This window comes from Psychrobium sp. MM17-31 (genome assembly GCF_022347785.1).
Taxonomy (GTDB): domain Bacteria; phylum Pseudomonadota; class Gammaproteobacteria; order Enterobacterales; family Psychrobiaceae; genus Psychrobium.
Window position 1 is genome coordinate 226,482 of the sequence record NZ_JAKRGA010000005.1, and the last position, 12,833, is coordinate 239,314.

At 42.4% G+C, this 12,833-nt stretch carries 7 protein-coding genes; all 7 read right to left on the reverse strand.

The features are described from left to right. Nucleotides 1–75: 75 nt before the first annotated feature. Nucleotides 76–864, reverse strand: coding sequence for a hypothetical protein (locus MHM98_RS15745; RefSeq protein WP_239440318.1), 789 nt, complete (start codon nt 862–864; stop codon nt 76–78). Between the two features lie 9 nt (nt 865–873). After that, nucleotides 874–2,826 carry a M1 family metallopeptidase gene (locus MHM98_RS15750; RefSeq protein ID WP_239440319.1) on the reverse strand — a complete coding sequence of 651 codons (1,953 nt, stop codon included), beginning with the start codon at nt 2,824–2,826 and terminating at the stop codon, nt 874–876. A 365-nt stretch (nt 2,827–3,191) separates the two neighbouring features. Beyond that, on the reverse strand, nt 3,192–4,523 hold the full coding sequence (locus MHM98_RS15755) for a LysM peptidoglycan-binding domain-containing protein (protein WP_239440320.1): 1,332 nt from the start codon (nt 4,521–4,523) through the stop codon (nt 3,192–3,194). 18 nt (nt 4,524–4,541) lie between these two features. Then, a complete protein-coding gene (locus MHM98_RS15760; RefSeq protein ID WP_239440321.1) occupies nt 4,542–5,957 on the reverse strand; it encodes a M23/M56 family metallopeptidase in 1,416 nt (471 codons plus the stop codon). A 4-nt stretch (nt 5,958–5,961) separates the two neighbouring features. Next, nucleotides 5,962–6,336 carry a BlaI/MecI/CopY family transcriptional regulator gene (locus MHM98_RS15765; protein WP_239440322.1) on the reverse strand — a complete coding sequence of 125 codons (375 nt, stop codon included), beginning with the start codon at nt 6,334–6,336 and terminating at the stop codon, nt 5,962–5,964. Nucleotides 6,337–6,463: 127 nt separating this feature from the next. Then, nucleotides 6,464–7,486, reverse strand: coding sequence for a 2-dehydropantoate 2-reductase (locus tag MHM98_RS15770; RefSeq protein WP_239440323.1), 1,023 nt, complete (start codon nt 7,484–7,486; stop codon nt 6,464–6,466). Further along, a complete protein-coding gene (locus tag MHM98_RS15775) occupies nt 7,479–12,830 on the reverse strand; it encodes a hypothetical protein (protein WP_239440324.1) in 5,352 nt (1,783 codons plus the stop codon). Before MHM98_RS15775 ends, MHM98_RS15770 begins: the two co-directional genes overlap by 8 nt. Between the last annotated feature and the right edge of the window lie 3 nt (nt 12,831–12,833).

Below are 12,833 nucleotides of genomic sequence, written 5' to 3' on the forward strand. Positions count from 1 at the left end.
GTGTAACCCGATTCCTTAGAACTTTCCGAACAAAAAAGCCCTTCCGAAGAAGGGCTTAAGTATTAACAACTCGAATTACGACGAGACTTTTCGCCAACCTTCGACATGTGACGTTTGCCAGAATAAGACCAATAATCGCGTTGCCAATCCTAGCAATAACGCGATTACGATAGCAAAACCAACGCCAGTGTCGGCGTGACTGTTAGCGCTAAAGTACGAAAAGTCCATAAGTTTAATTGCGCCACCAATTACGACGAAAATCGCAGCGGTTACGGCAAAGCGGTTGATATTTTTACGTAGAACGCCAAAGCCGCGGATCAAGGCTTTTTTCTCGCGAGCGACTGTAAAGTTCAGTGCAAAGCTAAACCACGATAGGCTAAATAGCCACGCAATAACTAGCAATGCCCACATCAGCTTCTTAACTGTACCGTCGGTCATAGTGACTAACGCAGCGGTGATACCACAAAAGATAACTGGCACTAAGATCCAGCGCAGGAACAAGCCAAGGGCTGGGAATAAATTACATCCAGCGTGCGATAGCCACACTGATAATTTCAGTTCGCCATCTTGAGCACTAGCCATAGTGCCAGCCGCGAGTGCAATTTTGCTCAAAAACAGCAATGGCAAACTCAGCAGTAATACTAAGATACCGTACACAAAGGCTGGATTATTGCTAATGGCGTCAATTAATAAGGTGACGTGCTCGGTAGAACCCACTGGGGTTACTGCCAAGTTTACCGCCAAACTCTTTTCGCCAAAACGATAGAACACAAAGTACGCCGGCAGCAAAATAAGTGCTTCGATAAACAATGTAGCAACGGCAATCCATTTCATGCGCCACATTAGAGATAGTGTATTTTTCATAGCAGACTCCTAAAGTGGCAACGCAATGCTAAACGCATGCTGAATGTTTTGTAGTAACGAAATAGCCCAACGCCAAGATTCATTACTCTTCTTACCAAGACGCTTAGTGTTATTTGAAAAATCTTTATCTAACAACACCTTAAACTTTGGATCGATCATCACTTCTACTAGTTTAACGTCTGATTCCCATTGCCATTTTGTCCACGGAATAGTGTTGTCTGGCTGCCACTGACGCGTTTCTGTTGAGCCATCGGCAAAGGTGAGTAATACATCAACTTGCGGTGGATGTAATTCTCCGTTGCGTACTAAGGTTACGCGGTGAACATAGCCTTCGCCCTTTTCAGGCTTATTAAAACTCGGCTCTTCATTATCGTCACTAAAGCTAAAGCCACCAGCAACTTGTTTCTTGCCACTAGTTGCAGACTTCACTTCAAAATCGATGTTTTTAATGGTGGTAATAGCATCGTTGAGGTAACGCGCCATGCTTGGATCGATTTCATCGGCAATAGCGATAAAGTCTTGGGTCGACGGATGTTTGAATGCCCAGCGTTTGTAATAAGTTTTTAGCAGTTGGTCGACTTTTTCTACACCCCAAACGCGCTCGACAGTATTTAAAATTGTCGCTGGTTTTGAATATGAATTGGTGCTGTAACCACCGCGATCGACATACATCCAACCGTGAGTCTTTACTGGATCTAAGGTTGGCGTTTGTGCAGTACGTACATGATGCATGGTTGGCATATCGGCACTAAATTGTGCGAATTGCACAATGTTAGCCTGACCAAGTGTTTCGCTCATGATACGGCCTTCAGTGTAACTATTGATGCCTTCATCCATCCACGATTCTTCAAACTCATTCGAAGCGAAAATACCTTGCCAGTAGTTGTGACCAATTTCGTGAATGGTCACCATCGCTGCAGCATGCATATATTCCGAGTAATCGAGATCAGTAATAGTCGTAACCAAGGTTGGATATTCCATACCCGCCGCACCGCCAGCATTTTCAGGCGGTTGCACTAAGGTCATAGTTGAGTATGGGTAAGCACCAACGTGTTTGTCGAACCATTCAAACGAAGCCTTAGCCGCATCAAACTGATTTTGAATAGATTTTTCAGAAAGCGGCTTTTGATGTAACAAACGAATAGTAATGCCATTCCACTCTGCTGTCGCTTCGGCAAATTTCGAATCAGCAGTCCATACAAAATCGTGCACGTCTTCGGCTTGATAATGATGCGTGGTTAGTGCTTCTTGTGTTTCTTTCTTGACTAAATAACCCGTTGCACCAACAACGTAATCACTTGGCGCGGTAATTTCGACATCGTAAGTACCAAAGTCAGCAAAGAATTCGGTATTGGCGTGATAGTTGTGGTTTACCCAGCGGCCATTGTAATAAACACCCGGTTTAGGGAACCATTGCGCAACAAAATTAAAAGTATCGCCATTGTGGCCACTGCGGGCAAAGACTTTAGGCAATTGGCTAGTAAAAGCGATGTTTAGTGTGACTTCTTGGTTTGGCAATAATGGCTGCGGTAATTTATACGTTGCAACATCGCCATCAACGAGCCAATTTTGTGCTTGATCTTCACCACTAGCGTCGGTGATTGCTGTCACGTGAACATAGCCAAATTTGTCTTGGTCATCGCCTTCACGTGTATCGTTACGCAAACGCCCACCATTACTTTCGGTCATGAAAATAGTGTCGGTGCGCGAAAATGCGTTTAAATATAGATGGAACGGAATTTCGGTTAACTCGACACCAGTGGTATTTTTCCAGCGCAGGGTCATGTCGGCTTTTACGCGGTGCTTTTCAGCATCGAGCGTGGCTTTAATGTGGGTGTGATGTACGCGATCGGTATGGGGTCCCGGCATTCGTAAGGCCGATGCCATTGCCGTTGAAGTAAAGATTACTCCTAACAACAAAACCAATCGCTGCAAAAATCGCACAGAGGGCAGACGTTGCATGTGATTTCCTTTTTAAAGTTGCGTTTTACCAGTGCCAAAGCGGCGCTCGCCAAAACATTTGTTATTGTTATTTTTTATAAAACGCAACAAGAGTAAACCATGAGGTTTACTTTGTTAAGAGGAAATATGTAACTAATGTTAATCAATTTAAGTCATTGAATTAATTTAGTTATGGGATATTGTAGTTACAAGATGTTTACTTTGTATTTACAAAAAAATTCAGAGCTAGCCAACTAATTCCATGATTAAAATCCCCTGACCGAGCACTGTTATTCATATCCAACTAACCCGCCAGTTAATCCGATATATAAAAAGAATCGACCAGCAACTAGTACTATCAGGAGCGAGCTGCTGATGAACAAAGCCTACTGAATGATAGTAAGCTTTTGTTTGAGCTTCAAAATGCTGCCAGCTGAAATACGATTCCAACGTACAATATCTTTTACCGATACCTTATAGGCACGGCTAATATCCCATAAATTATCGCCTGATTTCACCGTGTGAATCACCTTACGACCTTTTTTGGTGGCACTGCGCCACATCGACTTATCAAAATCTACCAAAGGGATCGCTAGCGTTTGACCAATATAAATCCTGTTAGAAGATAAATCGTTAGCCGCTTTGATTTCACTCACTTTGCTATCATGCTTGGCGGCAATGCGGCTTAAGCTATCGCCTGAGCGCACTTTATATTCAAGCCAACGCATCCACTCTTTAGGATCCGTTTGCGCCAATTTATCACGCAGTAATTGAGCTTTGTCAGCAGGCATAACTACTTGATGCTGCTGGTTTGGCATGGTCACTAAAAAGTTAAGGCCAGGATTGAGTTGCTGCAGGCGATTAATATCAACATCACTCCATTTCGCCGCAAGTTCTAAATCAAGCTGATTATTGATTGCTACAAAGTCGATAGCTGGCTTATTAGCAATTGGCGTGAACTCATAATTGAGGCTTTCGTGATGTTTCAAAATATCAGCAATTGCTAGCAATTTAGGAACAAAGTTATTGGTTTCTAACGGCAATTTTAATGACCAAAAGTCAGTTTTCTTACCCGCTTTCTTGTTGCGCGCAATTGCACGACCAACCCGCCCTTCGCCTGAATTAAAGGCGGCAACGGCATTGAGCCAATCTTCATCAAAGGTGTCGTGGAAGAATTCAAAATATGACAACGCTGCATTAGTTGACTCAATGACATCACGACGGCCGTCAAACCACTTGTTAATACGTACATCAAAACGCTTAGCGCTGGCTGGCATAAATTGCCACAGGCCAACAGCACTCTTGTGAGAAACACCATAAGGGAGATAAGCACTTTCAACAATCGGCAACAAGGCCAATTCCACTGGCATATTGCGCTTTTCAATCTCCGTCACTATGTAATGCAAATAGGGCTCAGCGCGTTTTGAAATTGTCGCCATAAAACGCGGATGGCTAAGGTAATACTTTTTCCATTTCTCTACCGCAGGCTGATCAGGCACATCAATCGATAGCTGTGAACGGATGCGTTGCCACACATCTTCGTGCTCGTGTGGTGCTAACGGTTTCGGCGCAATAACTTCTTCTTTTACTTCAACAACAGTTTCAACTTTTACAGCCTCAGGCTGCTGATTGGTTTCCTTCTTGTCCACCATAACTTGCGGTGTTTGCTGACAGGCGGCCAACAACAAGGTCGCGCTAACTAACGTCAGTTTTTTCATTAATGTGTTCCTAATTTCTTATAATTTTAAATAAACACGCGGGTTTACTCGCTGCTCTTGATTGAGCATTTCAAAGTGTAAATGCGGGCCTGTAACACGGCCAGTAGTGCCCACAGTACCAATTTTCTGACCGGCGCTAACGTGTTCACCAACTTGAACATTCAAGCTATCTAAGTGAGCATAAAGTGTTTTCACACCATCTTGATGCTCTAATAAAATCACCTTGCCGTAATTGCGATGTAAGGTACTATCGTCAGCAACCTTCACCACACCAGCGAAACTAGCGACTATTTCTGTGCCAGTTGGTGCCGCGAAATCAATGCCTTTATGGGGCTTTTTACTACGAAACGCGTTAATTTCATCATAGTCGGAAGAAATGCGGCCAACAGAGACAGGCACTATCCCTTGCTGTGGTTTCACTTCATCAGACGGCATTACCAAAGGCTGAGCCATCACTATTGAGGTGAACATAATAGTCACCAGCGCCATTAACGCAAGCTGATAATATTTATTGATTTTTCTAGTTTCTGTCGAATTCATTGCTGCACGTATCCTTTGTTCAAAATCACTTTTTTCAAATTTAGCGCCAGAGAAATAAGCACTTAACCCACTCTCTTGTTTGTTGTTTGTCAGCTTTAAACAAGCGATCAACGCCTTGGCATAGTTGAGTTGTTGCGTTGGATTGTTACTCAATACTCGGTGGTCACATTCAAGCTCCATCGCTTGCAGAAAACGCTTTTCCATCAAGCGCAACAGCGGATTAAACCACGCTAAATGCGTTATTAAACGCAGGGCTATTACCATCTGCGGGTCGCGATTTTTTAGATGAGTAACTTCATGTTCAATGAGTAAATTAAGCTGTGTTTTTGACATGGCTAACACCGAGTCTGGCACTACGATGCACGGCTTAATAAAACCGAATACAAACGGCGATACCTGCTGTTGTGTTACCCGTATCTGAGTGTTCTTGCCCAGTTTAAAGTCTTCAAAATTCACATGCTGCGCAGTCACGTTTTCAAGACAACGTGACTCACGGACAATGCGATGGGTTTTCAACAGAGAGATAGCAAAACGAGCGAGTGCCAACATGGTACCTAGAACAAGTACACCAGCGACTAATTCACTGAGATAATTAAGAAAGATAAGCTCACTAACATCTGCAGTAACGGCTTGTTGTGCGATAGGGACGACTCGCTGAGTTGGCTCAAAGGCATCGATTAACACCTGCGGTATTAATCCACTTTCCTGCCACGTGGATATAGGGATCAGTGGCACTAACGCTAACAAAATCCACGCTTGCCAAAATCGTGACCATTGGATCAGCTGCGGCCAAAATCGTTCAAGCATTAAGGCAACGCCGTAGAGTATCGCGCTCCAAAACACAAACAGCATTAATTGAGATTCATAACCGCCGAATAAAGAGAGAATATCCATTGCCTTACGCCTCTTTGTCGTCGCTCAAACCTTTAAGCAGCTTTTCCAAATCAGCAATTTCACCATCATCGATGAGCTTACTGTCGGCGAACATAGCGACTGGTAACGGGCCATCTAATTCGAAAATTCGTCTGGCAAAATCTTGGGCATAACTCGCTAAAGTTTTCACCTTATCCACTTGAGCCGTATAAAGTTTCTTATTCCCTTGGCTGCTGATACTCACCAACCCTTTCTCGCCCATTCGCTCTAGCGTTTTACGCGTTGACGAATAACTCCAATGAAATTGCACTTCAATTTCATCGTGTAGATCACGAGCACTACGCGGCTGGTTTTGCCACAATAATTTGAGTATTTCCAATTCCGGAGCCGTTGGTTGCATAACATCATCTCGTCAATTTGATTCAACGAGCGCCATAATGCGACAACTGTCGCACACAAGTCAACAACAAAATGCGACAAGCATCGCACATAGTGTTTCAAGATGTTTTTTTCTAGATTAGATTCAATCAGTTAATGCTATTTATCGCTTTTAAGATTGTTTGAGGGGATAGCTTGGGTGATGCACCACCTAACTCATTTTCTTTCACCAAGCCCGTAACGGCTGAGTTTACGGGAGCATTTAAACCCTGCTGCTGTGCCAGTTTAACGATAGCGCCGTTGAGATAGTCAATCTCGGTTTTACGTCCCAATACAAAATCTTCATACATCGATGAGCGTGCCGTTGGATCTATCTTAAGCATCGATGAGGCAACGATTTTATAAAGCCAAGTTGGTAGCGATAAGACATGAGGAATAATTTGCGGAATCACCTTGCCCGATTTAACAGGCGTGATACCTGCGGCGCGATAAACAGCGAGTGCCTCAGAAATCGCCTGCGCCAAAATCAAGCGATAAGCACGGTTGGATAATTGTTCCAAGAGCGGAATACCAGATAATGCATTGATTGCATTATTTAAATTGAGTAACAACTTAGTCCACTGCACATTGGTTAGATCGTCATAAGTATCAACGGACAACTGCGCCGTAGCCAATGCATCAATCAATAGCTGTGACAAATTGTCAGGATCCGCCAACGCCAAACTTCCTTCGGTGCCACAATGAAAATGGCCATCACCTTTGCTAAGCACATTAAAAGGCACCATTGCCGCTAAGACATTAAATTTTGGAAGGTACTCTTTAAGTACATCGACATTACTAACACCGTTTTGCAGACTCACTACCAATGCCTGAGGTGATGCATGGACTTCAATTTCTTGCGCCACAGTTCGTGTATCGCCGCTTTTCACCGTCACTAAAATCACATCGGCATCTTGTAACGATGACATATCAAGCGAATAACTAACCTGTTCGGAGGAAAGATTGCTATCACGCCCTTGCCAATCAGTTACTCTCAAACCATGTTCAGCAATCTGCTGACGCATCCGCTCACGACCAACTAGCGTCACTTCAGCGCCGGCAGCAATCAGACAACCACCGAGATAACAGCCAATGCTACCAGCGCCAACTATGACAATATTTAGATCACTCATTTATCACAACTCTAGAGCTGCTAGTGCGCGCTTTAACATCAGTGCGATACATAGCTTCAGCAATCGCAGGTCCCGTTTGAAATTCTCCAACGTGACGCACACGACTGTAATAGGAGTAGCTGTCTTTGTCCTGTAAATCCAATAAATACCAAGTAACTCTGCCATCTTGAATATCGATGTGATTGTTACTCTTCCACTCACGGCTCGAACTATCTTTGTAAAACACATTCTGTAACCAAGGGCTAATCACCTCCAAACCACCAGCTACATCGTCGGTAATTGCAAGATGAGTGCGAGGAATCGCGGAGCCAATCGACAGTGTCGTCTTCACTAAATCACCCACTCGTAGATCGGTATTACTATTTATTAGTTGCCATTTTCCATCAACGCGCACAAAGCGTTGACGTTTAAGATCTAGTCCAGCGTTCTGGGCTGTGACTTCAGTTAAAGGTAACTGGTATTCCATGGTTAACCAATGTGCTTGTTGCTCTGGTAACTGATATTGCAGTTGATTGCCAGCTTGCGTGAACTTTAGAGATTTAGGCTGCGCATTTTCTTTAACACCCTGATCTTTTAATAGATAACTACAAACACCATTCGCAAAAGTCGACCCAAAGTGGCCAAGTTGCTGTTGCTTGGCTATAACCCGAGAAGTTAATTGCTCGCGCTCAACGCTGCCTTGTTCGTACACCAAGGCTGCAAAGCATTGCTGCGCAGTGTCGTTGTATGTATTGGTACTCTCATCAAGGTAAGTATTATCATTAGCCGCCGATAAATTATCTAGATATAGCGCTTTATCAGCCCCTAATGTTTTTAATGCTAGCGCCTGTAATACATTGGCGAACGGCCCGCTGAATCCGATATCTTGACGCTGCTTTAACGCATCATCAAGTGTGATATCACCTCGAGTGGCCAATGCAAGTAAGGCCATGCTGCGCTCTAATTTATTAGGGGTTTCATAACGAACGTCAAAACTATCTTTTAATCCCCCATAACTATCAACAGCAGGTAATTTAGTACTTAAGCCATCTTTCATCCATGCATTAACTAGGTAGGTATATGCCAATAAAAATTTATCTGACTTCATCCCTTCAAAATATGAAATATTGCCGCGCGATAACTTCCTACTCGCAATCTCATTGCGAAGAATTTCTTTCCCTTTCGGCCACGCTTCACTAGCGAGCGGATTACTCTGATAACTCAACGCGCGAGATATTGTCTGCTCCCAACATTGATAAGGATAACTTTGATTGTAACTAGCCAATGCTCGCCAATCGATGGCTTGATTAGCGAGTGATTGATAATTAAGTGAAATGCTACCTTCGATTGCAGCACTCGGTTTAATAATCTGCTGCGATTGCGACGGCTTAACTAACCACTGTTGGCGCTGCTGATAAATCGGCGGTGCAACAGAGACTTGGTGATAATTGACGTAATCACTGTCTAACTCACTGGTGACTCGTAATAGGTGATCGCCAGTCGCTAACGTCGGCATGTCAAACACAACACGTCGCTGCTCTTCGGCAGCTAACCGCAGCTTTTTCTCACCGATTAAGACATCACCATCCCAAAGAGATAATGTATCCTCAATCTGCTTTTCTTGCTGATTAATCGCGGTTACCGCTAATTGACTAAGGTCCATTTGATAGACATCTGTCGGCGCATCAACAAAATATTCCACAGGCCGTTTAGTCGTAATATCCAATGTCGCTAAAGATGAGGTCAGTTTGGTCGCGGTTAATGCCACCACTTTCCAACGCCCAACCAACTGCGGTAGCTGCACGCTAATAGTTTGCGGTTCACCAGCCTTGAGTTCGAGCCGTTGTAGCATTTTAGATTGAACGAATTGGTCTTTGTCTTTAGCTTTTAAACTTGCGAAACTGTTACTCAGTGGTGGCTTAGGTTTAAATCTTGTTTTACTTGATGTTTTGCCATCAGATAGCATCCCCGACATTCCCGCTAGCATAGGACTCTCTATATTAGAGTCTCTTATGCCTGCTATTAATGAGGTTATGGCTAGTTCATCGCTTAGATCACTCTTTGACATTGGGTATTCATAACGCAGCCCTTTAAACACTTTCGATTTAAAATCGTAATCATTCATGGCATATGGAAAATAACTTAGCAATGCGTCATTAAGCAGCCATAACTGACTCTCTGATGGTTGGTCAGCTTCCACCGTGATATTAATTCTTTGACCCGCTTCGACTGCTTGGCTATCAATAGTTAAACGAGTCTTGGGCGTTGTTATAGCTGATTTTACAGTGATAGTTACGTCATCAGTCAATAAGCGCTGCGCGCCTAGTTGACTCAGATGATAGCTTTCCAATTCATCTGTTTTAGCTAACCGCTCTAGCTGACCAATGATAACTTGACTCGCTGTTTTTCGAGGCACCGGAACAGAAGCGTACAATTTTGCTGAAGGTATCCAAGTGTCATCAGCGACTAAGTCAATTGTGTTAATTCCCTCACCAACAGATTGTTGCCAGACTTTTTTAACACTGCCAGTATGTAAAATTAAATTAACTATCCCACTGTATGGTGAATTTAAAATAACCTTAATTGGTTGGCCACTAACAATCGAACCTTCGTTTTTGACACTTAACTTGATAGCTGACTTCAACTCACTAGGGCGAGGCTTTCGAGGAGTATTAGAATAGACATTTCGCTTCCAGCGATATTGCTCATGACCACTTTCAATAACAACATCTAATGTTTCATGCTCTTGCTCAATGGGGCAGCTTGCGGGCAGTCCTGATAAGCGACAAGTTTTAACTAAAATAGGTGGCTCACCACGTTCTACGGGGTCGCGGTAAACACTAACAACAACTGGAATATCAGTTAATTTTTTACCTTGGTAATCGATGCCAATTAATTCTAGTTTTTGCTGCTTTTTATCGTAACGAGTACCAATGTAATGAGTTCGCGAGAAATAAGATATATCTCGTATATCTTTTAATGAGCTACCATCTTGTGCAATAACTTCTGTATTAATTCTCAACTTAGCGTATGGCACAGTTGACTCAAAACGTTCTAGTTTAATGGAAGTTCCGCCATCATCATCAAGTTCGATGTTATATTGCCCCCCCTTTTCTTTGCCATTTTTATTGTTTTTGAAAGCGCCATAACCAATATAATCATAATCGCTTGGCCAGCTATTTGGCTCTCTCCATTTTCGAGATAACTCAAAATGTACATTGGCTTTAGCCTGCTTTAACGCTGTACCATTCATACGGCGATGAGTGACATCAATTGATAACGGTTCACCTTTTAGAGCGACACCTGGCATATTCACTTTTAAATCAAATTCGGGAGGTGTAAATTCGGTGACAATAAAAGAACCTATATCCTGCTGTAAACCAGAAGCATCTTTAAGCACTATGTCATAAAAACCTTGGCTATAATCACCTTCTAGCTCCAAACTAGTAGCCGCAAATCCCATATTGCTTAATTCGCCAAAAGACAAAGGAATTTTCTTGCCGTTTGGTTTTGATAGTAGTAATTGATAATTGTCTAATGACGTTAATGGCACCAACCCTTTTTCACTTCGATACCGTGCGATAAAACCGATATCTACTTTATCTCCAAGTTTATATAGGGGCTGAGTAGACCATGCCTGAGCTTTAACTTTATGCTTTAATCGCAAACTTGGGGCGGCCAGTTTAATTGCTGAAGTTTGGCCACTATTATCACTCCATAACCAACACTCACTATTACGATTTAAGGACAACTGATAATGGCTTTGCCACTCAGTTTGATTTAACATTAACACACCATTTTGATTGGTGTGGCCAATAGTTCGTGGACTAGCTAGCCCCTCACACACTAAACTAATTTCTGCATTTCTGATGGGGTTAGCATCCCAATCGATAGTCTGAACAACGAGTTCTAAACCATTCCAAATCGCTATGTTATGTGACGCAGAATTAAAAACATTTGATTCTGTCCTATCTTCAAAATCGTGCCTAAGAAAATGCGCCAATGATCTGCCTGAGAATTCAATATGAACTAATCCCGAGTTTGACGATAAATATTTCTGAAATTCAATGCTCTGTGGCGCTTTGTCCCGCTTGACCTCATCAGTTTCTATCATATCTTCAACAATAGCTGTTAATTCACCATTCAAAAAGCGTTGTAGCTCATCTTTACTATTGATAGAAGTAATACGCTGTTTCAATGGGTTAACGTTGCGACGTAGTAATACAGGAGCCACATTCACATCGGCTTCAACAACAGAATTTTGCTGCTTAGCTAAATACCAATAGGGAGTTGCAGGGCGCGTTTTAAACTCAATGTTCGGCAGATGTGATTGTGGTTGACCATTTATTGTTAACTTAGATAAATTCAGCAGATAATCTGAATCTCCAGTTAAATGAAATCTATATATATTTTCTTCAAAGTGAGTTCGTCGATAATCACTAATAGCCTTAGGTCCTTTTATCCAATCTAAACTGCGATATTCTGAGCGCCCAGATAATTGATCAAACACGACAGGCGAAAAAGCCAATCCCATACGCTCTGGCGAACAGGGCAAAATACCATTTTCATCAATCTCTATTTCTCGATAATCATATGGATATCCCTCTTCTGGACAAACAAAACCATAAAACTCAGTTCTATCGCTATATCGGAAAGATTCTATAATGACATCTTTCGATAATGCATATTGATGTTCAGACGCCCTAAAACCTTCTTGCAATACAATTTTATACTTTCCGTGTTCTGGTAATTCGGGAAATTGCTCAATTGACGCAATCCACTCATAATATCTATCGTTTTTTCTACGCTCTATTTTTATCGAATAGCGTTTATTCGTTGGCGATACAACTTTTATTACCTCTTGTAATTCATGAGATTCAACTTGCAGTAACTTATGGCCTAATATCATAAAAGATATAGGAAAATCTTTTTCTCTGCGTTCAACTTGCAATTCCATTTCAGGCACAGGTGTCGACAAGGTTAAGCTCGCAGGCTCAGCTAAAGTTTTTCCTAGCGCACTAAAAGAATCATCAATCGACACTTGATAATGTGTCATGTATTTAAGGCTTGTTTTCAGATCACACGACAGGATATTGAGTTGAATAAATCGCCATTGGCACTGTTGATTGAGGCTATGAGATAACTTTACCGCTTGGACTTGTTGCGCAGTAGGAGCTGCGCCCAACAGAGCGATATCGCGATTGAAGTGAATATTGATTTGCCTGATGTCTTTATTTTCAGCGGCATCTGTTGTGATTTTTTCAACTAATAACTGCTCTTGGGGTTTATCGACTTGCTCACCGCTGGAAAACACGCAAGCGGTCAGACACAAACAACACAATAAAACAGATAAAGACTTCAACATGAC

What these genes read in the sequence shown, in the direction of transcription:
- MHM98_RS15745 (WP_239440318.1), bottom strand. Translation starts at nt 864, where the DNA reads ATGAAAAATACACTATCTCTAATGTGGCGCATGAAATGGATTGCCGTT.
- MHM98_RS15750 (WP_239440319.1), bottom strand. Translation starts at nt 2,826, where the DNA reads ATGCAACGTCTGCCCTCTGTGCGATTTTTGCAGCGATTGGTTTTGTTG.
- MHM98_RS15755 (WP_239440320.1), bottom strand. Translation starts at nt 4,523, where the DNA reads ATGAAAAAACTGACGTTAGTTAGCGCGACCTTGTTGTTGGCCGCCTGT.
- MHM98_RS15760 (WP_239440321.1), bottom strand. Translation starts at nt 5,957, where the DNA reads ATGGATATTCTCTCTTTATTCGGCGGTTATGAATCTCAATTAATGCTG.
- MHM98_RS15765 (WP_239440322.1), bottom strand. Translation starts at nt 6,336, where the DNA reads ATGCAACCAACGGCTCCGGAATTGGAAATACTCAAATTATTGTGGCAA.
- MHM98_RS15770 (WP_239440323.1), bottom strand. Translation starts at nt 7,486, where the DNA reads ATGAGTGATCTAAATATTGTCATAGTTGGCGCTGGTAGCATTGGCTGT.
- MHM98_RS15775 (WP_239440324.1), bottom strand. Translation starts at nt 12,830, where the DNA reads ATGTTGAAGTCTTTATCTGTTTTATTGTGTTGTTTGTGTCTGACCGCT.